We start from the raw sequence: 20,260 nt of genomic DNA, 5'->3' as shown, positions 1-20,260 counted from the left end.
TCAGAACTCCTCGGCGGCGTCCCCGGCCGCCGCGCGTTCGGCCAGCGTCCACACCCGCGGCGGTCGCGCCCGCACGAGGGAAACCACGGCCGCCCGGTCCTCCGGCGTCGTGCCCGTGACACCCTCCGCCGCCACACCCACGACGAGTCCGATGTGGCCGGCCGGGGTCGCCGCGAGCCGGGTCGCGGCCGCGTCGAGGTCCACGCTCCCGGTGAACTGGCCGACGCCGAGAGCCAAGGGGACTTCCGCGAACGGCTCGCCGTCGTGGGTCGCGACCGCGGTGAGGACGGCGTCGGCGAACGCGCCGGCGACCTCGACCTCGAGCCGGCCGGCGGCGACGATCCGCCAGGTCACGGTGTTTTCGGCGGCGTCGAGAACACCCGGGGGCACGCGCGCCCAGTCGACGCTCGCGCGGCCCTCGGCCAGCACGCCGGCGCCGTGCGAGCCCGGGCCGGTGCCCGCGGCCAGTGCGTAGGCGCGTTGACCGCCGGCGATTTCCGGTCCGGCCGCGGCCTCGGCGCGCTCGACGTCGTCCTGCGCGTCGAACCAGGCCGACAGCCGGGCGCAGAGGTCGCGGACTTCGTCGGCCGGCCCGGTCAGGGCGCCGCCCGCGATCGCCGCGTCGAAGAGTTCCGCCGGGGTGGCTTCGAAGCCGTCGAGCAGCCCTTCGGCGACGTCCTCGACCGCCGCCGTCGCGACGGCCGCTTCGAGGTCCAGCAGGGCCGGGTCCAGCGACGGAACGCCGAGCCGCGGGCCGGCGGGCCACCAGCGGCGCGCCCAGAGCAGCAGTGCGAGAGTGGCGAGTTCCGGCCGGGCGGGGACGTCGGCGTGCCCCTGCTCCAGCGCGCTTCGGGCGGCCTCGGCCCCGACGAGCCGGGTCAGCCACGGTTCCGCGGCACTCGCGTCAGTGAGTTCGATCCGCATGGACGTGGCCGCGCCGGCGAGGAGATCGGCGAGGGCGAAGCGGACGAGACCGCCGTCCGCGGCGACGACGGGCGTGTGCACCGGGTGCGTCACGACGCGGCCTCCAGCTCCGGCAAGCGGGCGACGAGCGCGCGGCGCACCTTCGTCCGCAGGTCCAGAGAGGTCGAGCGGACGACGCCGGTGACGAGATCGCGGACGTCCGCCGCGTCGGCCGGGGTCTCCCCGCGGACGTCGAAGCCGTGCAGCCGGATCCAGAGGCGGCCGAGGAACTGCTTGGCGAACTCTCGTAGCTCGCGGACGAGTTCGGGGTCGGGCCGCGGGGTGAGCGGGGTGCCGCCGGCCAGGGCGCGGCGGGCGTGCAGGACGTACCCCTCGCGCGCGACCTGGGCGTTGAGCCGCCGCGCGAACTCGGGCACGGCCGGGGACGCGGCGCCGTCGAGCGGCCGCAGCGCCGGCGCGACGACGACGCCGAGCGCGAAGCAGCCGGCGAGGGCGGGCAGGCCGAGCCCGAAACCGGCGGCGACCCGGCTCAGTTCGTCGTCGACGAGGTCGGCGACGGGCGCCCGGCCGTCGGCGGGGGTTCGCCGGAGGGTGGCTCGCACCCGCCGTTCGACGCTGCGTTCGAGGAGCTCGGCGCCGGTTTCGTCCCGCCGGCTCAGCGGCGGCACGGCGGTGTGGTCCCCGCGTTGCAGCCCGAGATCGGGGGCGGTCATGCCGGAGATCTCTCGGACGGCCCCCGCGACGGCGGCCGAACCGCCGGGCCGGCGAAGGGCCAGGCCGAGCGCGTGCCCGGCGCCGGATCCGGCGAGCGCGCGCCAGGCGGAGTCCGCGAGGGTCTCGACGAACACCGCGAGCTGCGGGATGTCCTCGGCGGAGCGCAGGTCGCCGGCCGGGGTGCCCGCGTGCCAGCGGCGGTGCAGTTCTTCCGTCAGGTCGGCCGCCACCCGCGGGTCGGCCAGGTAGGCCGCCAGGTCGTCGGCTCCCGTCGCACGCTCGCCGTGCAGATCGCGCAGTGCTGCCGCCGCCGTCTCCGCCGCTTCCGCGCCAGGGGTGCCGAAGCCCGTTGCCAGCTCGTAGGCCAGCGGGAAGCACACGTCCTGGACGTTGCCGGCCGTGATGCGCAGTGCTCGGCGCTGCTTCTTCAAGTGGGTGAACCACTCCGCCGTCGCGTGCAGGCGGGGCGCGTCGGCGAGCAGCAGCTGCGTCAGCTCCGCGGCCGACGCCTCGTCCAGGAGGGGGCGGCCCAGGCGGGGACGGGCCGCGGTGCGGACGACCAGGGGGTCGATGATCTTCTTGACCGTGCGGGTCAGCGGGCCGCCGTCGGGCGCGGACAGGACGGCCACGCCGGGGATCCGCTGCCAGGCCTGAGCCAGCACCGCCGAACGCAGCTGCGGCTTCACGATCACCCTCCCCCTCTCCGATCGCACCCTATCCGAGCCGCAGTGCACAATCTCGGCTGTGACCGAAGAGCAGGACAGCGCCGGGCACGGCAGACGCGTCGGGTGGGTCGAGCTGTACTTCGACCTGATCTTCGTGTTCGCCGTCAGCCAGGTGACGCACGCGATCATCGCCGAGCCGAAGTGGGTGCACGTCGGCGCCTCGCTGGGCCTGTTCGCCACGCTCTGGTGGACGTGGATCGGCTTCGCGCTGCTCTACAACCGCGTCGGCGACGACACCCGCGTCGTCGACCGGCTGTTCGTGCTGGCCGGCACCGTGCCGTGCGCGATCGCGGCCACCCAGGCGCACCACGTCTTCGAGGGGCACCCGGCGGGGTTCGCGGCGGCACTGGCCGGAGTCCGCCTGATCCTGGCCGCGGCCCACCGGTGGTCCGGCCGGAGCAAGGCCGAGGTCCGCCGGATCGCCTGGGGCTACACGGCGTCGGCGGTGCTGTTCACGATCTCGGCGTTCACCCCGCGGCCGTGGGTGTTCGTGCTGTGGGCGTTCGCGCTGATCCAGGAGGCGGGTTTCCTGCTGCTGGACGGCGGGCGCGACCGGCGGCGCGGCGGCCACGACACTCCCCGGCCGTCGCGGGCCGCGAAGATGCGCTCGCTGCTCGCGCCGTCGAGCAACCCGGGGCGGGCGGTCGATTCGGGGCACCTGGCCGAGCGTTTCGGGCTCTTCATGATCCTGCTGCTCGGCGAGCTGGTGATCACGGTCGGCGGCGCGGCGCTGGACCGCCCGGTCGACGACCTCGGCTACTGGCTCGCCCTGATCGGCGGCCTGGTCCTCGCCGGCGCGCTGTGGTGGGTGTACTTCACGTCGGCGGCGGAGATCTACGAGCGCATGCTCGGCCTCTCCGGCGGCAACCCCGCGCTGGCCTACTTCCTGTACGCGGGCGGGCACCTGATCCCGGCGTTCTCGCTGCTGCTCGTCGCGGCCGGGGTGGACCTTTCGCTGCACGAGTCCCCGCCGGTCTCGGCCGCGTGGTTCGTCACGGCCGGCCTGACGGCCTACCTCACCGGGACGCGTGTGTTCTCGATGCAGCCGCGGAAGTGGTACCTGAACCTGCTCCAGATCGCGGCGCTGGCCGCCACGGTCAACCTCGCGCTGCTGCGCCACGTGCTGTCGGCGCCGGCCGTGGTGGCGGTGATCGCGGTGTGGGCGGTCATCAGCGCCGCCATCTCGGCGCGGGTCCGGCACGGAGTGCTGGAGAACCTCTCGGCCGACCCGGCGGGCTTCTTCCACGCCTCGGAACGCGACGCGGGAATCTGACCCCGGGCGGCGCTCACCGGGCGGCACTCGTCGGGCGGCGCTACCCGGACGGCTGCCGGACGCGATCGAAGCGGCGACCTCACGCTGCTCGGTCCGGCATCGCGCCCGCACTCACCCTGGCCGCGGCCGCGACGCACGCATGAACCCGGTCACGACGGCCGGGCCACGATGCAAGCACGAGCCCGGCTGCAGCCCGCTGCACAAGCACGAACCGGCGCGCGAGCGTGACCGGGGCGCCGGTGCGAACGACAGCCCCGCCGTGCCCGTGCGAGCGGCAGCCCGGGCGTGCGTGACCGGGGCGTGCGTGGCCGACTGCGGCGGCGCGAGCGACAGCCCGGGTGCGCGACCGCCGTGCCCGTGCGAGCGGCGGCCCGGGCGTGTGGCCGGCTGCGGCGGTGCGGCTTGGTGGCAGTCGCGACCATCGCCCCGGAGCCATCCGTCGAATGACCCCTCTATCGCGCTTCGGCGTGTCCTCAGCGGTGGTCACCGGCTCCCGCGAGACGTCGTCACTGTGCGCGGTCCCTGGTGAACACAGTGGCATCGCCTTTTCGTCGCCGCCGTCATCGATGCGACATTGCGTCTTCTCGACGGTCGCAACGAGTGCTACTTTTCTCCTGGTGCAGGTCGTTCCGACCCGAGGAGCCGTGATGCCGCTTTCTCCCAGCGCTCACACCGACTCGTTCTGCCGCGATCGGCTGCCGCCCGAGGCGCAGTGGCCGCGGCTGGTGTTCGACCTGCCGGAGCTGCGGTATCCCGATCGGCTCAACGCCGCCACCGCGCTGCTCGACCACACCGTCGCGCGCCTCGGGCCGGATCGGCCGTGCCTGCGGTCGCCGCACGAGACGTGGACCTACGGGGACGTGCTCGCGCGCGCCAACCGGATCGCGCACGTGCTCACCGCCGACCTCGGCGTCGTGCCCGGCAACCGCGTGCTGCTGCGCGGGGCCAACACCCCGTGGCTCGCGGCGTGCTGGCTGGGCGTGCTCAAGGCCGGGGCGGTCGCCGTCACGACCATGCCGATGCTGCGCCGCGGCGAGCTCGACAAGATCGTCGAGCGCGCGGCGCCCAGCGTCGCCCTCTGCGACGAGCGCCTGCTCGACGAGCTGCCGCCCGGCCTGCCGGTGGTCTCCTACGGCACGGAGCTCGCCGAACGCTGCGCACGGCACCCGGCGACCTTCGACGACGTGCCGACGGCCGCCGACGACGTCGCGTTGCTCGCCTTCACCTCCGGCACCACCGGGTCGCCGAAGGCGACCATGCACTTCCACCGCGACCTGCTCGCCATCGCCGACACGTTCTCCCGGCACGTCCTGCGGCCTGCCGCGGACGACCTGTTCTGCGGCACCCCTCCCCTCGCGTTCACCTTCGGCCTCGGTGGCCTCCTCGTGTTCCCGTTGCACGCCGGCGCGTCGGTGTTCCTGCTCGAGCGCGCCACCCCGAAGGAGCTGGCCGCGACCGTCGCCGAGCAGGCGGTGACCGTGCTCTTCACCGCGCCGACGGCCTACCGCGCGATCCTCGGTGCCGGCGACGGCCCGCTGCTGGCCGGCGTCCGGCGCGCCGTGTCCGCCGGCGAGACCCTCCCGGCCGCCGTGGCCGAGCAGTACCGCGACGTCGCCGGACGGCCGCTCATCGACGGCATCGGCAGCACGGAGATGCTGCACGTGTTCATCTCCGCCGCCGACGACGCGGCCCGCCCCGGCTCGACCGGCACCGTCGTGCCCGGGTTCCGCGCCACCGTGCTCGACCTCGACGGCCACCCGGTGCCCGACGGCACGCCGGGGCTGCTCGCCGTGCGGGGCCCCACCGGCTGCCGCTACCTCGGCGACCCCCGGCAGGCCGACTACGTCCGCGACGGCTGGAACCTCACCGGCGACACCTACGTCCGCGACGCCGAGGGCTACTTCCGGTTCGTCGCCCGCAGCGACGACATGATCGTGTCCTCCGGCTACAACATCGCCGCCCCCGAGGTGGAAGAGGTGCTGCTGACCCACCCGGACGTCGCCGACTGCGCTGTCGTCGGTACCCCAGACACGGAGCGCGGGTCGGTCGTGACGGCCTTCGTCGTGCTCCGGCCGGGTGCCGAGCCGGGGCCGGACCTCGCGCACGCGCTGCAGGAGCACGCCAAAGCCGTTGCGGCGCCGTACAAGTACCCGCGCCGGGTGCGGTTCGTGGACGCGCTGCCGCGCAACGCCAGCGGCAAGCTGCAGCGTTTCCTGCTGCGCGAGCGCTGACGCGGGTGGTGAACGGGGTGACGGGCCCGCTGCCGAGGTGGGGTGGCGGTGGGCCCGTCACGTTCGTGGGGTGCCGGGGACATGCCTTCAACCTACCTCAGAATCGAACACCTGTTCGCGTCCATTCAGGTGGATTGCGACTACGCAAAGTCAACGCGCCCCGGTAAAACCGCGCCGTTACACCACTTTCGAGCGACAATCAGTCCTCAGTGGACACTAATGGAGCACCGGAAACGTGACACGCACCCCGGACGGGGGCCACGTCACGCACCCGTTGACCCCCGCCGGGCACCCCGGTGACCGCACGGGCGGCGCGCGGTAGAACTCCTGGCACCGCCCTGACCTGGCCTCCGGGACCATCACCCTGCCGTGCCGCGGAGGCGGTGACCGGCCCCGCGACCCGACCCCATAAAGTCTTCGCGCAGCCATCCGGAGGTGAACGCCAGCGTGCCCGAGGTCGACTACTACGAGGTGCTCGGCGTCCGCCGCGACGCCACGGCGTCCGACGTCAAGACGGCCTACCGCAGGCTCGCCAAGACCATGCACCCGGACGCCGGCGGCACGGTCGGCACGTTCCGGCTGCTCCGCGAGGCCTACGACGTCCTGAGCGACCCCTTCAGCCGCGACCGCTACGACGCGGGCGGCGCCACCGTCGCGCCGGTCCCGGTGCGGCCGCGGCCCCGGCGGCGCTTCGGCGACGAGCCCGGCTTCGTCCCCGACCTGCCCGACCTCGACGCCGAAGACCTGACCTGGTGGCACTTCGCGGGCGAAGACACCCGGATGCGGCACGGCCGCCGCCGCGGCCCCGGGCACACGCCGGTCGTCGTCGCGGTGGGCGGCATGGTGCTGGTGCTGCTGCCGCTGGTCAGCGGGGTCGAGTTCTCGCCGCCGGTGCTGATCGTCTGGCTCATCCTCACCGCCGGCACCGCGCTGCTGGTGCAGCGGCTGGCCCGCGGCTACCTGCGCGCGTCCCGCGCCCGGGACGCCTTCGCCGAGGAGTTCGGCGGCCGCACCGTCTTCGGCGCCCCCGGCACCGAGCGCGACGAGCTGGCCGAACGGCTCACCGCCGAACTGCTGGAGACCTACCTGACCCGGCTGCCCGGCGCCCGGATCTTCCACGGCCTCGCCTGGCCGGGCTCGGTCTTCGCCGACGTCGACCACGCCGTGCTGTGCGGGAAGCGCCTGGTGCTCATCGAGTCGAAGATCTGGCTGCCCGGGCACTACGAAACCGCCGAGGACGGCCGGCTGCTGCGCAACGGGCGGCCGTTCCGCGGCGGCGGCAGCCGGCTCGCCGAGAGCCTCGCCGCCTACCGCGACCTGCTGCCCGGCGTCGCGCTGCGCGGCGCGATGATCGTGTACCCGAGCCGCAGCGGCGACCTGACCACGGCCGACCCGGACGACGTGGCCGCCCCGCCGATGACGCCGGAGACGTTCCTGCACGAGATCGGCGACTGGCTCGCCGCCGAACCGTCCACTGTGGACCACGACGCGCTGCGAGCCGTGCGCGACCAGGTCGTCGGCGGGGGCGGCCGGGCGGCGTGAGCCCCGCCGCCACCCTCGGCACGGTGCTGCTGGCCTACCTCCCCGCGGCCGTCTCCCCCGGCCCCAACTTCGTCCTCATCGCGCACACCGCGGCGGCCGGCACCCGGCGCACCGCCGTGTCGGTCGCGCTCGGCGTCGTCGCCGCGGGCGGCTTGCTCGCCGCGGTCGCCGTCTTCGGGCTGGGTGCCGTGCTGGCACGCACGCCGTGGCTGGCGACGGCCCTGCGCGTCGTCTGCGGCGCCTACCTGGCGTGGCTGGGGATCCGGCTGTGGGTGCGCGCCCGCGCGCCCGAATCCGCCCCACCGGCGGCTCGTGGCGGCGCGTTCCGCCAAGGCGTCGTCAGCAACCTGACCAACCCCAAGGCCGCGGCGTTCTTCGGCAGCGTCCTGACGGCGACGCTCCCGCCGAGCGAACCGGCGGAAATCAAGGTCGCGGCGGTCGCGCTGATCGTCGTGACGTCCGCCGCATGGCACCTGAGCGTGGCGCTGCTGTTCTCGGCCCCGGCCACCCAACGCTGGTACGAACACGCGAAACCGGCCCTCAACCGCGTCGTGGGCACGATCCTCGTCGTCCTCGGCGTCGCCCTGGCCGTAACGCCGTGAAGGCCTCCTTACCAGCCATAAGAGCCGGTAAGGAGGCCTTCACGGACTTCGGGAACTACCGGACGCCGCCCGACGCACGCTGCTTCTGCGCGTGCGCGGACCGGGTGCAGACCTCACCGACGTCGACCGTCTGGCCGCGGTCGGCGAAGACGTCCGCCACACCGACGAGCTGGCCCTTCGGCGACGTGCAGGTCAGCTGGTAGGCCTCCTTCGTCCCGTAGGTCGGCGGGACGGGCGACGAGAACGAGACGTCCCCGGTCCAGTCGTCGACGGCGTTCGGGTCGGCCTGGTCGTAGTTGACCACCACGGCCTTGTAGTCGCCGGCGGGCGGGTCGAACAGCACGGCGTGCTCGGACGTCGTGCCGCCGTTCGCCGACGAGCTGACCAGGTTGCCGGCCGAGTCGTAGATGAACAGGTCCCAGTCGGTTGAAGTACTGGCCCAGTTGATGTTGACGCTGAACTTCCCGTTGTCCACCTTCGGCAGGCCGTCGACGTGGAAGGTGAACGAGTCACCCGCGGTGTCGGCCGGGTAGTTCTGGTTGATCGGCGGCACCCCGGCCGGGTTCGTCACCGCGTAACCCTGCTGCGCCGGGCCCTGCGGGTCCCGCCCGTAGCGGCCGGCGACGTAGGGGCGCGTCGACGGGTTGACCGACCACGCGAACCGCCCGCCCGTGGTCGTGAGCTTCGAGTTCAGGTCGTCGGTGACGTAGATCGGCGGCTTGGTGGTGCCGTCGGCCTGGATCACCGGCGACGTCGGCGTCTGGAACGTCTTGTGCAGCTTGAGCTGGTAACCCTTGGGCGCCGAGCCGATCAGCGTCGAGTGCTGCTGCGGGTCGGCGGTGTTGGCCAGCATGTCGAGCAGCGCGCCGCGGTTGCCGCCCTTGCCCGCCCCGGTCGTCGGGGCCAGCCCGGCGTACTCGGCGACGACGGCGGTCTCGTAGGCCTCGTGGAAGCCGGCGCCGCCGACCTCGATGGTGAAGCCCCAGCCGCCGGTGGCCCAGTACGACCAGTCCTCGGTGGTGCCGGTCGTGTCGTAGAGCGCCCAGCTCGGCTCGCTGGTGTAACCGTTGCGCGAGGCCAGCTTGTCGCCGAGCGCCTTGAAGGCCGGCTCCTCCAGCGGCGGCCGCACGTCGGCCACGCCCGGCGGGCGCAGCACCAGAGCGGCGTTGGTGTGCCAGGTGATCAGGTTGGTGACCTGCCGCGACGAGACGATCGAGCGGACGTTGCGCGACTCCGGCTCGGAGAACGGCGCCGAGCCGCGGAAGGTGTCGCCGCTCCAGGCCACCTCGGCCCCGTTGCCGCCCCAGAACCCGGCGTAGTTGCGGTTCGGGTCGGTGCCGCGGATCCGGCCGGCGGGGTTGGCCTTGCAGACGCCGGTGGCGTACTGCGGCGGCGAGTCGTTGACGTTGCAGTTCTTGCGCTTCATCTCGTAGTCGAACCGGGAGAAGTCGCCCTTGTGCTCGGCCTCGCGGGAGATGTCGAAGCCGTCCGGGTTCACGATCGGCACGATGATGTTGCGCGTCTTGCCGACCAGGCCGCGGATCTGGTTGTCGTGGGCGTAGCCGTTAATCAGCTCGTACGCCCATTCCATGACGTGCTCGCCCGCCGGCCACTCCCGTGCGTGGTGCACGCCCATGGTGAAGTCGACCGGCTTGCCGTCGGTGAGGTTCTTGACGTCGGTGGCGATCTCCAGCCCCATGACGTCGCGGCCTTCCCAGGTCGACTCGGGCATGGTGAACGCCGAGACGAGGTTCGGGTTGGCGCGGGCCAGCTCCTTCATCTCGTACTCGTAGTCGTAGAGGTGGCGGTAGCTGGTCCGGCCCGAAGGCAGCACCGACTTGGGAGTCTTGGCCGCGTACGCGCGGTCGGTCTTCGCGTCGGCGACGGACTTGGCCGACAGGTCGGCCTGGACCACCGTCGACTTGAGCCCGCTGTTCTTGAGCGTCTGACGGTCGGCGTCGTCGGCCAGCACGACCTCGACGCCGGTCGCGTCACCCTTCTCGGTGACGTCGAGGCCGAGGCCGGTGAGCTTGCTCTTGTCGGCGCGGGTGGGGGTCTGGACGCGGACCAGCTGCGCCTTCTGCGCGGAGGTCGGCGTGCCCTGCGGGGTCAGCGCCAGGAAGTCGACGCCGAGCTGGACCTGGCCGGCCGAGCCGCCGTAGCGGCAGCCTTGGACGACGAGCTGCTGGCCCTTCTTCACGAAGCTTTCGGCGAGTTCGTGGGAGCGCAAAGCCGTCGAAGCGGCGACGACGGCCCCGGTCGCCTTGTCGAACACGGCGACGTCCCAGTCGCCCTCGGCGCCCGACGTCGCCTTCAGCCGGGCCTGGACCAGACCGTCCACAGTGGACGTGAGATCCCGGCGATCGGTGCCCGAAGTGCCCTTGGGCTGCAGCTTCGCGAAGCACGAGCGGGGTACTGACTTGTCGGCGCGCAGGATGTTCTGCGCTGCCCCGGCGGTGCCGGTCGGCAGCACGGCGAACGTACCGGCCAGCGCGATGGCCGAAGCCAGCAGCACCAGCCGTCTTGGTGAATTCCCCACGGGTAGAGACCTCCTTGACCGAGGCCGGCACAGCACGGACGTACCGGTAGCGAGTGACCGTAATGGACGAAAACCGGCCGGGGTAACCGCCGTAAGTCGTAGTGCCTTCACCCGTTCTTCACACGGACGGCCGCGCAAAAGGACATTTCACCGGGAGTTCAACCACCGGTCGGCTACTCTCGGTTCATGGTCACGGTCCCTGCGCGACTGACGTCCGTCGCGGTTTCGCTGGCGGGCATAGCCGCGCTCGTGGTGGGTGCCGCGCTGGTGCTGTTGCTGCAGGTCATCCCGCCGACCGACGAGATCAGCGCGACCCGCCGCACGATCAGCGAGTACGGCCTGTCCGACCTCAAGTGGCTGTTCGACATCGCGGTGGTCCTGGTGGCGTTCGGGTCGGCCGCCGGGCTCGCGGTGCTGGTCGACCAGCGCCGGCTGCCCGTGGCCGCGACGATCCTGGGTGCACTGTGGACGATCGGCCTGCTGGTGATCGTGGCGTTCCCGAAGCCGGACTGGGCGACGGTCTCCCGCTCGGACTTCGGCGGCACGCTGCACCGCGTCGCGAGCGTGGTGGCGTTCGTCGCGCTGCCGCGGGCGGTGCTGATCGCCTCACGCACGGCGTTCCCGGCGTCGCCGGGCCGGCGGTGGCTCGCGCGAGTACTGGCGATCGTGTCGCTGGGCTGGTTCGCGGTGATCCTGGGCGCGGTCGTGGTGGCGGCGGCCGAGGACGGGCGCTGGTGGACGTTGATCCCGCTGGGGCTGGTGGAACGCGGGATGGCGCTGACGGAGCTGGTCGCGCTGGGTGCGCTGCTGGCACCGGTGACCGCGCGGGAGTAACCATCGGTCCGGCCGCTTGTCCGGTGCCGGACGGGCGGTGGACAGTGACGAGGTGGACGAAACCGGGCCGACTTCGGTAACCCCACCTCCGTGGTGGGAGCTTGCCGGCTGGGAGCGCGTGGCTGCACTGTTCGCTGCCGTGCGGAGCGGGGACGCAACGGCACGCGTGGAGATGCTGGCCATTGCCTTGCCTGTGACCCGGGTCATCGTCGACGCCTCCGGGCTCGGCGAAACGGACCGGACGACTGTCGTCGAAGCGGTCTCCGACAGACTCGCGCAGGAGATCGACCGGATCCACGATGAAGACTCACTGCTGAACTGGCTCATCCGGGCCGTTGTCCTCGAGGTGCGAGCGCAACACTTGCCGTTCACAGAACTGTCCACCTCCCCGGACTACCTTCCCGTCGCCGAACAGAAAGCGCTCTTCACAGGTCCTCTGTTGTGGCTGACAGTTACAGAGAGACAGTTACTACGATCTTTGATCGCGGCCGGCGAGTCTCGAACGATGGCCGGAGATCTCACCAATCCGGCAAACTCAGCCGGACCGGACCGGATACGCATGCTGGGCAAATTACGCCGGCTCATCGACGCCGGACGGCGTTCCGCTCCTGGTCCGGACCTTGATGCCGGATTGCAAGCACATGCTCGCTCCGACGCCCTCGATTCTCGCGAACCCAAGCGCGGTTTGCTCCACTTCCTCGGTCTGACCACACCGGAGCCCTCCCCAAAGACATGCCCGGGTGACCGAACTATCGCAGCCGTCCGCGACGTCACCGGCGCAGGACGAGACGTCCTCCGTGAACTCGTCGAAGTGATGGCAGTACGCGAGGACGTCACCCACCAGGCGGAGGACCGGAAATGACCGAGCCGGCGCCTTCTCTCACCGACGAGTGGCTCGGCATGCAGGTGCTCCACCACGTCCGCCACCTCTACAAAGACAACCCTGACACCGCGGACCGAGTCCTCGGCCTGATCGAACTTCGGCTGGGGCAACGCCACGACGCCGAGATCGTCGAGAGCCGCCATAGGCGCAGACTCGAATGGGCGTGGTTCGGGTTCCGCGTCGCTTCCGCGCTTCTCGGCTTCGGTGCGCTCGTGGTCTTCGCGCTCGTCGCCGTGCAGTTCATCGGGCACGGCGCGCCCGTCGAAGCCGGGGTGTCGCTCGGTGCCGGGGCGGTGTCCGTCGTAGCGATCTTCGTCACCGGGCGAGCTGCCGGGCCGCTGTTCGCGCCGCGGACTCCGCCGGACAAGGAGTAACGCCTAGCGGATCCGTTCGTGCAACGCGGCCATCCGGGCGTCCAGGTCCGCCGCCGTGGCGGCGGCCGCGGACAGTTCGCCCGCGAAGTCCGGGGGGACGCTGTCGCGGTACTTGTACGACAGCTTGTGCTCGACCGCCGCCCAGAAGTCCATCGCGATGGTGCGGAGCTGGACCTCCACCTTGACCTTCTCCACCCGGTCGGACAGGAACACCGGGATGCGCACGATCAGGTGCAGGCTGCGGTAGCCGTTCGCCTTGGGCCGGGCGATGTAGTCCTTGGTGCGCAGTAGTTCGACGTCGTCCTGGGCGGTGAGCATGCGGGCCACCGCGAAGACGTCGTCGACGAACGGGCAGACCACGCGGATGCCGGCGATGTCGTCGAGCGCGCGGGCGGCGGAGACCCAGTCGCTGCCGAGGCCGCGGCGGTGCACCTTCTCCTTGATCGCCTCCGGTCGCTTGACCCGGCTCGTGATGTGCTCGATCGGGTCGTGCCGGTGGACGAAGTCGAACTCCTCGCTGAGGATCCGCAGTTTCGTCATCAGCTCTTCGATGGCGAACTTGTACATCAGCAGGAAACGCGGGAGCTGCCCGGCGACGGCGAGCTCTTCGGCCGCCTCGCTCAAAGAAGCGTGCTCGGCCGCCGGATCGGTGGTCACTGAACCCTCGTCGTAGGAGTCGTCGGTCATTTCCGCGCGTCACGTTACTGCGCTTCACCCGATCAACGGGCGGCGACGGGCCGGAGTTCCCGCCGGTCACCGGATCGTGGAGTCCCGCCGGTCCCGCGTCAGCACGACCTTGGTCTTCGCGAGGCCCTCCCCCGCGTCGACCCGGCCGTTGTGGTTCTTGTCGGCCCACACCTGGCCCTTGGCGTCGGCCTTCAGCCCGGGCACCTTGGCGTTCGCGAACACGTACGGGGCGCCGGGTGTCTTGCCGTCGTCGAAGTAGCAGTCCCAGACCGGTCCGGCCGTAGTAGCCCGCCGACTGCGGCACCTGGCCCGACACCGTCAGGACGACACGCTGCCCCGCCGCCAGCTGCCCGGCCGGGTGTTCGGGGTCGAAGGTGCCCCACTGGGCGTTCGGGACGGCGATCGCCCGGCCGGAACCGCCCGGGTCGCAGCCGGCGAAGACGCCGGTGAGCGGCCGGTCGCCGATCCTGGCCGAAGGCAGCGTGATCCACTCAGCGCGCGACGTCGAGCAGCGGGTCGAGGTGCTCAACCCGCTGCTCGACGTCGAAGTCGTGCCGCGCACGACCCATGCCCCTCTCACTCCAGCGACCCGAGCTGGTGACCGCGCGGATCCTCGAAGCGGACCGGCGGGTTAGAACTCCGCCAGCTGCGGCACGGCCGGGGCCATGCCGTCGATCCACGCGGCCGGCGCACCCGTGGTCGGGGTGATGATGGCCGTCTGGATGCCGAGCTTCGCGTAGCCGGCCATGCTGCGGACGAAGTCGTCGCGGGTGTCCGGCGTCGGGCGCGGGTTGTTGGCGAGGATCGTCTTGCGGATCTCGTCGTAGTCGCGGCCGACGGCGTCGCAGTGCCCGCGCAGCACGTCCAGCTTGTGCGCGACGTCCTCGGGCGAGGACGCGAACAGGTTGCAGGCGTCGCCGTACTGCGCCACCAGCCGCAGGGTCTTGCGCTCCCCGCTGCCGCCGATGAGCACCTTCGGGCGGTTGATCGGCTGCGGCGAGCAGAGCGTCTCGGCCAGCCGGTAGTGCTTGCCCTCGAACGGCCCGTTGTTCTCCGGGTCCCACATCTGCGCGGCGATGCGCAGGGTCTCCTCCAGCCGCTCGAAGCGCTCGGCGACCGGCGGGTACGGCACGCCCATGCCGTGGTGCTCGCGCTCGAACCACGCGGCACCGATCCCGAGCGCGGCCCGGCCGCCCGAGAGGACGTCGAGGGTCGTGACGATCTTCGCGAGCAGGCCGGGGTGGCGGTAGGTCACGCCGGTGACGAGCAGGCCGAGCTCGATCCGGGACGTGTGGGCGGCGAGGAAGCCGAGGGTGGTGTAGCCCTCGAGCATGTTGGACTCGGCGGGGAGGCCGGTCGGCTCGATCTGGAAGTAGTGGTCCATGAAGGACAACCAGGTCGCACCGGCCTCCTCCGCCGCGGTGCCCACGCGGGCGAGCTCGCCCGCGATGGCGGTCGTCCCGCCTTCGATGTCGAAGATGGGAAGGTGAAAACCGAGCTCCATGAAACTTTCTCCTGACGTGCGGTCGGCGTACCCGTCACGTTAGGACCTGGAGCGCGCTCCAGGGCAAGTCCCGGGTTTCAGCGCAGCCGTTCGACCAGGTCCGTCGCGATCCGCCGTTCGACGGCCGCCGGGACCGGCTGGACCACCGGTGCCAGCCCGCCCGCGCAGACTGCCGCGAGGCTGCGGACCTGCAGCGTCAGGCCGAGATCCATGGCCTGGATGGAGTTCCCGTCGGCGGCGGTCAGGTTGAGCATCCGGCCGTGGTCGAGGACGACGATCTCGCGGCCGCCGGTCAGCACGTGCCCGGTGCGGCGGCCGGGGTCGCCGTACTCGATCGTGCGCACGGTCGCCGTCCGCAGCGCCTCGGCGTCGATCTCCCAGGCGAAGTGGCCGACGCCGGCGAGCACGGCGCCGCCGGGCAGCGCGGCCAGCTCGGCCGCGCCTACGACACCGGGGGCGCCGGTCGCGGTGAAGACGGCTTGGGCGTCTTCGAGCACCTCCTCGGCGACGCCGACGCGGTGACCGTCCAAAATGGCCTGAAGTGCCCGCATCGGGTCGGTGTCGCACACGGCGACGCGCGCGCCGAGCCGCGCGAGGGTGTCGGCGACGCCCTTGCCGCACGGCCCGTAGCCGAGCACCGCGGCGCGCATGCCCGGCACCATCAGGTTGGTGGCGTTGAGAAAGCCCTGCACGACGCTCTGGCCGACACCGAACTCGTTCTCCACCAGCAGCTTCAGCCGCGAGTCGTTGATCACGACGACCGGGTGCGTGACGCCGCCGGGCCGCTCCCGCAGCCGGCGGCCGCCGGTCGTCGTCTCTTCGGTGCCACCGAGACAACCCGCTGGCGTCCCGGATTCGAGCAGCGACAGCGTGAGGTCGGCGCCGTTGTCGAGCGTGAGGTCCGGTTCGTTTTCGAGGACTTTCGCGACGTTGCGGGCGTGGTCGGCGTCGTCGTCAGCGCGGCGGGTGTGCACTTTCACGCCGATCGCGCGCAGGTCGTCGGCGACGTCGTCGTGGGTTGTGCCGGGTGAGCCGGTGAGGGTGACGTCGACCCCGGCGCGGGCCAGGAGCGCGACGAGCGCGGCGGTCTTGGGCTCGACGTGCAGGCACATCGCGAGCCGCCGCCCGGCGAGCAGCGCCCGGTGTTCCTCGACGGCGGCGGTGGTCAGCGGCATGTGCTTGAGCGCCCAGCCGATGGCAGGCAGAGTCATGACTTTCCTTACGGTTGACGAAGAAACCGCGTGACGCGGTGAAGGGGCCCGGAGCGGGGCCGGTCAACCGTAGAAGTCGCAGCGGTAGGAGTGGTCACCGAAGATCGGTGCCACGAGTCCGCGTCCGCTGCTCACGCCGTCAAGCTATCAGCGCAGGGCGGTGACCAGGAAGCCGGTCACTTCGGCCGGGCCACCCTCACCGGTCGTCACCGGGTCGCCCGCCGCGCGCAGGCGGTTCGCGTACTCCGCCGACTTCCGGCCGCCACCGGCGAGCAGGAACGGCGGGGCGCCCGGGCCCGCGTACGTCAGCGGGCTCGCCTCGCGCAGGGTCGCGGGGGCCCGGCCCAGGGCGAGCAGGATCGACGCGCGGGTGACCGCGTCGAGGCCGGTGAAATCCGTGAAGTCCGCCGGGGCGGACACGGCCGCCACCGCGTGGACCGTGCTCGGGACGCCGGCGTACTGGCCGGCGTCGAAACCCGGCGCGGTGCCGAGGAGGGCCGCCAGCGTGCCGCCCGCGCCGGTGCCCCAGGCCGCGATGCGGGCCGGGTCGAGGTGCAACGCCGTCGCGTTGGCCGCGAGGAAGCGGACCGCGCACTTGGCGTCGGTGAGCGGGGCGGGCCACGGCGCCGCGGGCGCGAGGCGGTAGTCGATCGAGGCGACCGCCACGCCGCGGGCCGTCAGCGCGTCGCGGACGGCGGTGAAGCGTGGGCCGTCGAGCAGTGCGCCCGGGCCGGTGGGCTTGCGGTTGCCGAGGAACAGGCCGCCGCCGTGCAGGTAGAGCACGACCGGCGCGGGTGTCGCGGACGGCTGGGGCTGGTAGACGTCCATGGCCAGGGGGATCCCCGCCGGCCGGCAGTACTCGACGGTGCCGGAATCGCTGTCGAGCAGCGTGGAGGCGTTGGTGCCGGTGACACCGTCGCCCGCGGCGACCGCCCCCGCCGTGCCGGTCGCCAGGACCAGCAGGAGCACGGGGAACAGCACGATCCACGCCGACACGCGCCGCAGCGTCGACGGCCGCGGGTGCGCCCGCCGCCGGGCGACGACGAGCAGCCCGAACAGGGCGACGACCTGCAGCGCGGCGACGACGTAGTCGGTGAAACCGACGACCGTGTCCGCCGGCTGCCACGGGTCGAACCGCGCCAGCAACCCGAGCGGCCGGCTGACCACCCACAGCGCGAGCGCCACGGCCGCGGTCACGGCCGCGAAGTGGGCGGTCTTGCGCGTGGGCCAGCCGAGCACGGCGGCCACGGCGACGATTTCGACCGCCGCGAAGACGCCGAACAACATCGCGTAGAGCTGCCAGAGCCGCCAGAGCGCGGGCACCGCGGCGGCCGTCGTCACCGCCCCGCTCAGGGCGGCCAGCGACGCCGTGACCAGCAGCGCACCGCGCCGCAGGGGTGGCGTGGCGTCGTACCGGGAGGTCGCCGACAGCGGACGTGCCCGCTGTCGGTCGACGGCTGTCATGACCCCAGTGTCACCCCGGACGCCGTGCGGCGGCCACCGCGCGGCTCAGGCGTGTCGGCCCTTCGATCACGGGTGATGCATCGTTGATCACGCGAGATGCCCGCAGGATCACGCAAGATGCCCGGTACCGCACACGCGCCGTCGGCAGCCCTGTGATCAGAGAGGCATCACGTGTGATTGGAGGGTCATCACGTGTGCTTGGAGGGTCGACACGCCGGCTTGCGCCGACCCGTCCTCGCGAGCGAGGCATCGTCGAGACGGCGGTTACGCGTAGCAGGCGGCGAGTGCGCCGAACGCGGCTTTCGGTTCCCAGGGCAGGCCCGGGTACGTCTCCCCCGAGCCTTCCTCCAGGACCTTCACCACGCCCCAGCTCGCCATGTCGAGATCCTCGCGAGGCGACGCGCGGTACACCAGGCCGTAGCAGACGAAGGTGCATGCGAACGCCGCGTCGACGCCCTCCTCCGTGAACACCTTCAGCAGCTCGCGGAGGTAGCCCGCCTGTTCTTCTTCGTCGCGGACGTAGTCGCCGTTCAGCCGGACCGGGATGTCGCCGTCGTATTCGAGGATCTCGCCGCTGCGGGCGCCGAGGTCGGCCGCGCCGCGGTAGGTCGTGCAGCCGAACTCCGTGATCGCCACCGGCTTGCCCGCCGCGACCAGGGTGCGGATGCCCTCCTGGTAGACGTGCTCGACCTCCTTCGAGCGGTGCGCGTCGACCGAGACGATGTCGAACGGCGTCCAGTCGACGCGCTCCAGCGGGACCGACGCGTAGGTGATCCGGCCGCCGAACCGCGCGCGGACCGCCTCGACCGCGCGGGCCAGGAAGTCGTTGACACGGGTGGGGAGTTCGGCCAGCGCTCGCAGTGATTCCGGGGATCGCTCGAACAGTCCCGCGGTGCGCTCCGGGAGGGTTTCGCCCGGCAGGAAGCCGTGGTTGAACAGGCTCAGCTCGGCGCCGGTGACGAACACGACCTCGGCACCCGCGACCCGGAGGCGTTCGGCCCGCTCGGCGCCGTCGGCGAGCTGCTCGAGGATCTCCTCCGGCCGCCGGTCCCAGGGGAACGGCGAGAACCACACTTCCAGCCCGAGTGCGGCCGCTTCCCGCGCGGCGAACTCGATCCGGTCCAGGTCGGTGCCGAACAGCCGGACGGCCGTGCAGTGCAGGTCGTCGCGGATGATCGTCAGCTCACGCCGGACCAGCTCGGGTGCGAAGGGACGGCGGATGGTGCCACCGACCGCCATTCCGGTGTCGTAACCGATGCCTTTGGCTCGCATAGAGGTGCCCCCAGGTGAAATAGCGTACGGTACGTACCGTACCCTATTGACAAGGTACGGTGAGTACCGATGACCGAAGCGAAGACCCGGCGGCGCGGCGCCGAACTGGAACGGGCGATCCTGCTGGCCGCCGCCGACGAGCTGGCCGAGTCCGGCTACCCGGGCCTGACCATGGAGCGCGTCGCGCAGCGGGCCAGCACCAACAAGAACACCATCTACCGCCGCTGGCCGAACCGCGCCGCGCTCGGCGTCGCCGCCTACCGGCACCTGGCCGAGGACACCCTGCGCTCGCCCGACACCGGCGACCTGCGCGAAGACGCGCTCGCGTTGCTGCGCGCCGTCAACTGCGGCGCCTCCTCCCCCGCGGCGCAGATCCTGCGCGGCCTGCTGGCCGGCGTGAGCGACGATCCGGACCTGCTGGCGCAGCTGCACGAGCAGGCCGGTGACGGCGGCACCACCGCGTGGCTCACGCTCCTCGACCGCGCCGTGGCCCGGGGCGAGGCACCGCCGGAGTCGCTGCACCCGCGCGTCGCGACCGTGGCGCTCACCTTGCTGCGCAACGAGTACCTCACCCGCGGACTGACCACAGTGGACGACGGCGTCCTCGTGGAGATCGTCGACGAGGTCTACCTGCCGTTGATCCGCGGGCGCCGGGCCGGCGCGTAGAGCGTCAACCGCAGCGCCGGGTCTTCGTTCGCCTGGAACGTCGCGTACTCGTACTCCACCGGCTCCGGGCGGTAAAGCGTCTTCCGGCCGGGTCCACTGTGGACGACGTCGTGGCGCTCCCACCAGCCCGCGAACTCGGGGCAGCCCGCGCGCAGGCGGCCGGCCAGCGCGGTGAACGCCGGGTCCGGCGCCCACAGGTCGTGCGCGGCGTGGAACTGCGCCACCGTGTGCTCGGCCTGCGCCGCCCAGCCGGGCCCGAACAGCCGCCGCCCCCGCTCGTCGAGCAGCAGGAACACCAGCACGTTCCGGTCCGCCTCGGGCAGCTTGCCGAAGTCGGTGAACAGCGAGACGGCCGCGCGGTTCCAGGCCAGCACGTCCCAGCGGCGGCCCGTGACGTAGGCGGGTTGCGTCAGGTTCTCGATCAGCCCCCGCGTCGCGTCGGGGACAGACTCGCGGGTGAACGCCGTCCGCGCCGGGTTGCGGGCCAGTTCACGCAGGTGAGCGCGCTCCGCGTCGTCCAGCCGCAGGGCGCCGGCCAAGGCCTCGATCGTCTCCGTGGACGGGCTGACCGTGCGCCCCTGCTCCAGCCGGATGTACCAGTCGACGCCGATGCCGGCGAGTTCGGCGACTTCCTCGCGACGCAGGCCGGGCGTCCGGCGGCGACGCCGGTCCGGCAGCCCGAGCGCGACCGGATTCAGCCGTTCCCGCCGGGACCGCAGGAACTCCCCCAGCCCGACGCGGGCCACGTCCGCCATCGACGACCTCCAGGTGGCACGCAACAGTCCCAGGATGATACCAGGCCTGGATAGGTCGTC

The 20,260-nt window shown here is 72.2% G+C and carries 19 protein-coding genes; 9 read left to right on the top strand and 10 right to left on the bottom strand.

Annotation, left to right across the window (positions count from 1 at the left end):
* Together ACLJQZ_RS40455 and ACLJQZ_RS40450 are read right to left on the bottom strand one after the other, a co-directional pair.
* A complete protein-coding gene (locus ACLJQZ_RS40455) occupies positions 1 to 1,017 on the bottom strand; it encodes a hypothetical protein (protein WP_410626076.1) in 1,017 nt (338 codons plus the stop codon).
* Positions 1,014 to 2,324: a hypothetical protein gene (locus tag ACLJQZ_RS40450; RefSeq protein ID WP_410626074.1), complete on the bottom strand. Its 1,311-nt coding sequence runs from the start codon at positions 2,322 to 2,324 to the stop codon at positions 1,014 to 1,016. The genes ACLJQZ_RS40455 and ACLJQZ_RS40450 overlap by 4 nt, the downstream gene beginning before the upstream one ends.
* Before the next feature lie 58 nt (positions 2,325 to 2,382).
* Here ACLJQZ_RS40450 and ACLJQZ_RS40445 point away from each other — a divergent pair, with 58 nt between their 5' ends.
* The 4 genes from ACLJQZ_RS40445 (at position 2,383) to ACLJQZ_RS40430 (ending at position 8,011) form a co-directional block, all read left to right on the top strand.
* The gene (locus tag ACLJQZ_RS40445) at positions 2,383 to 3,636 is read left to right on the top strand and encodes a low temperature requirement protein A (RefSeq protein WP_410626072.1); all 1,254 of its coding nucleotides are present in this window, start codon (positions 2,383 to 2,385) and stop codon (positions 3,634 to 3,636) included.
* A gap of 647 nt (positions 3,637 to 4,283) precedes the next feature.
* Positions 4,284 to 5,867 (top strand): AMP-binding protein, encoded by a 1,584-nt coding sequence (locus ACLJQZ_RS40440; protein ID WP_410626070.1) that lies wholly within the window; start codon positions 4,284 to 4,286, stop codon positions 5,865 to 5,867.
* Between the two features lie 447 nt (positions 5,868 to 6,314).
* Positions 6,315 to 7,409, top strand: a complete 1,095-nt coding sequence (locus ACLJQZ_RS40435; protein ID WP_410626068.1) for a J domain-containing protein — start codon at positions 6,315 to 6,317, stop codon at positions 7,407 to 7,409.
* Positions 7,406 to 8,011: a LysE family transporter gene (locus tag ACLJQZ_RS40430; protein WP_410626066.1), complete on the top strand. Its 606-nt coding sequence runs from the start codon at positions 7,406 to 7,408 to the stop codon at positions 8,009 to 8,011. Before ACLJQZ_RS40435 ends, ACLJQZ_RS40430 begins: the two co-directional genes overlap by 4 nt.
* A 55-nt stretch (positions 8,012 to 8,066) precedes the next feature.
* Here ACLJQZ_RS40430 and ACLJQZ_RS40425 read toward each other — a convergent pair whose 3' ends face one another.
* Positions 8,067 to 10,526, bottom strand: a complete 2,460-nt coding sequence (locus ACLJQZ_RS40425; RefSeq protein ID WP_410626110.1) for a M14 family zinc carboxypeptidase — start codon at positions 10,524 to 10,526, stop codon at positions 8,067 to 8,069.
* Between the two features lie 210 nt (positions 10,527 to 10,736).
* On the opposite strand from ACLJQZ_RS40425, the gene ACLJQZ_RS40420 reads away from it, so the two are divergent.
* Genes ACLJQZ_RS40420 through ACLJQZ_RS40410 form a run of 3 tightly spaced genes read left to right on the top strand, consistent with a single transcriptional unit; the run spans position 10,737 to position 12,641 of the window.
* Positions 10,737 to 11,384, top strand: coding sequence for a DUF998 domain-containing protein (locus tag ACLJQZ_RS40420; RefSeq protein ID WP_410626064.1), 648 nt, complete (start codon positions 10,737 to 10,739; stop codon positions 11,382 to 11,384).
* Between the two features lie 52 nt (positions 11,385 to 11,436).
* A complete protein-coding gene (locus tag ACLJQZ_RS40415; RefSeq protein ID WP_410626062.1) occupies positions 11,437 to 12,246 on the top strand; it encodes a hypothetical protein in 810 nt (269 codons plus the stop codon).
* Positions 12,243 to 12,641 carry a hypothetical protein gene (locus ACLJQZ_RS40410; RefSeq protein WP_410626061.1) on the top strand — a complete coding sequence of 133 codons (399 nt, stop codon included), beginning with the start codon at positions 12,243 to 12,245 and terminating at the stop codon, positions 12,639 to 12,641. Before ACLJQZ_RS40415 ends, ACLJQZ_RS40410 begins: the two co-directional genes overlap by 4 nt.
* A 3-nt stretch (positions 12,642 to 12,644) precedes the next feature.
* Here ACLJQZ_RS40410 and ACLJQZ_RS40405 read toward each other — a convergent pair whose 3' ends face one another.
* Positions 12,645 to 13,298, bottom strand: a complete 654-nt coding sequence (locus ACLJQZ_RS40405) for a GTP pyrophosphokinase family protein (protein WP_326951492.1) — start codon at positions 13,296 to 13,298, stop codon at positions 12,645 to 12,647.
* Positions 13,299 to 13,394: 96 nt separating this feature from the next.
* Positions 13,395 to 13,550: a hypothetical protein gene (locus ACLJQZ_RS40400; protein ID WP_410626059.1), complete on the bottom strand. Its 156-nt coding sequence runs from the start codon at positions 13,548 to 13,550 to the stop codon at positions 13,395 to 13,397.
* Positions 13,551 to 13,702: 152 nt separating this feature from the next.
* On the opposite strand from ACLJQZ_RS40400, the gene ACLJQZ_RS40395 reads away from it, so the two are divergent.
* On the top strand, positions 13,703 to 13,963 hold the full coding sequence (locus tag ACLJQZ_RS40395; protein WP_410626057.1) for a hypothetical protein: 261 nt from the start codon (positions 13,703 to 13,705) through the stop codon (positions 13,961 to 13,963).
* On the opposite strand, the gene ACLJQZ_RS40390 is transcribed toward ACLJQZ_RS40395, so the two are convergent.
* The 4 genes from ACLJQZ_RS40390 to ACLJQZ_RS40375 form a co-directional block, all read right to left on the bottom strand.
* On the bottom strand, positions 13,960 to 14,832 hold the full coding sequence (locus ACLJQZ_RS40390; protein ID WP_410626055.1) for an LLM class F420-dependent oxidoreductase: 873 nt from the start codon (positions 14,830 to 14,832) through the stop codon (positions 13,960 to 13,962). The two genes, ACLJQZ_RS40395 and ACLJQZ_RS40390, sit on opposite strands and share 4 nt — an antisense overlap.
* Before the next feature lie 77 nt (positions 14,833 to 14,909).
* Positions 14,910 to 16,043, bottom strand: coding sequence for an adenosylhomocysteinase (locus ACLJQZ_RS40385; RefSeq protein ID WP_410626053.1), 1,134 nt, complete (start codon positions 16,041 to 16,043; stop codon positions 14,910 to 14,912).
* Positions 16,044 to 16,190: 147 nt separating this feature from the next.
* Positions 16,191 to 17,507 (bottom strand): alpha/beta hydrolase fold domain-containing protein, encoded by a 1,317-nt coding sequence (locus ACLJQZ_RS40380; protein ID WP_410626051.1) that lies wholly within the window; start codon positions 17,505 to 17,507, stop codon positions 16,191 to 16,193.
* A gap of 264 nt (positions 17,508 to 17,771) precedes the next feature.
* Positions 17,772 to 18,779 (bottom strand): hypothetical protein, encoded by a 1,008-nt coding sequence (locus ACLJQZ_RS40375; RefSeq protein WP_410626049.1) that lies wholly within the window; start codon positions 18,777 to 18,779, stop codon positions 17,772 to 17,774.
* 69 nt (positions 18,780 to 18,848) lie between these two features.
* Between ACLJQZ_RS40375 and ACLJQZ_RS40370 the strand changes: the two genes are divergently transcribed.
* On the top strand, positions 18,849 to 19,445 hold the full coding sequence (locus tag ACLJQZ_RS40370) for a TetR/AcrR family transcriptional regulator (protein WP_410626047.1): 597 nt from the start codon (positions 18,849 to 18,851) through the stop codon (positions 19,443 to 19,445).
* Here the strand turns inward: ACLJQZ_RS40370 and ACLJQZ_RS40365 are convergent.
* Positions 19,406 to 20,200 carry a helix-turn-helix transcriptional regulator gene (locus tag ACLJQZ_RS40365; protein WP_410626045.1) on the bottom strand — a complete coding sequence of 265 codons (795 nt, stop codon included), beginning with the start codon at positions 20,198 to 20,200 and terminating at the stop codon, positions 19,406 to 19,408. The two genes, ACLJQZ_RS40370 and ACLJQZ_RS40365, sit on opposite strands and share 40 nt — an antisense overlap.
* Positions 20,201 to 20,260 lie beyond the last annotated feature (60 nt).

The organism is Amycolatopsis sp. cmx-8-4 (genome assembly GCF_046548675.1).
Classification (GTDB): Bacteria; Actinomycetota; Actinomycetes; order Mycobacteriales; family Pseudonocardiaceae; genus Amycolatopsis.
Note: the sequence above shows the minus strand (reverse complement) of the source record. Positions and strands in the feature narration are given on the sequence as shown.

What these genes read in the sequence shown, in the direction of transcription:
- ACLJQZ_RS40365 (WP_410626045.1), bottom strand. Translation starts at nt 20,200, where the DNA reads ATGGCGGACGTGGCCCGCGTCGGGCTGGGGGAGTTCCTGCGGTCCCGG.
- ACLJQZ_RS40370 (WP_410626047.1), top strand. Translation starts at nt 18,849, where the DNA reads ATGACCGAAGCGAAGACCCGGCGGCGCGGCGCCGAACTGGAACGGGCG.
- ACLJQZ_RS40390 (WP_410626055.1), bottom strand. Translation starts at nt 14,832, where the DNA reads ATGGAGCTCGGTTTTCACCTTCCCATCTTCGACATCGAAGGCGGGACG.
- ACLJQZ_RS40380 (WP_410626051.1), bottom strand. Translation starts at nt 17,507, where the DNA reads ATGACAGCCGTCGACCGACAGCGGGCACGTCCGCTGTCGGCGACCTCC.
- ACLJQZ_RS40375 (WP_410626049.1), bottom strand. Translation starts at nt 18,779, where the DNA reads ATGCGAGCCAAAGGCATCGGTTACGACACCGGAATGGCGGTCGGTGGC.
- ACLJQZ_RS40440 (WP_410626070.1), top strand. Translation starts at nt 4,284, where the DNA reads ATGCCGCTTTCTCCCAGCGCTCACACCGACTCGTTCTGCCGCGATCGG.
- ACLJQZ_RS40385 (WP_410626053.1), bottom strand. Translation starts at nt 16,043, where the DNA reads ATGACTCTGCCTGCCATCGGCTGGGCGCTCAAGCACATGCCGCTGACC.
- ACLJQZ_RS40410 (WP_410626061.1), top strand. Translation starts at nt 12,243, where the DNA reads ATGACCGAGCCGGCGCCTTCTCTCACCGACGAGTGGCTCGGCATGCAG.
- ACLJQZ_RS40420 (WP_410626064.1), top strand. Translation starts at nt 10,737, where the DNA reads ATGGTCACGGTCCCTGCGCGACTGACGTCCGTCGCGGTTTCGCTGGCG.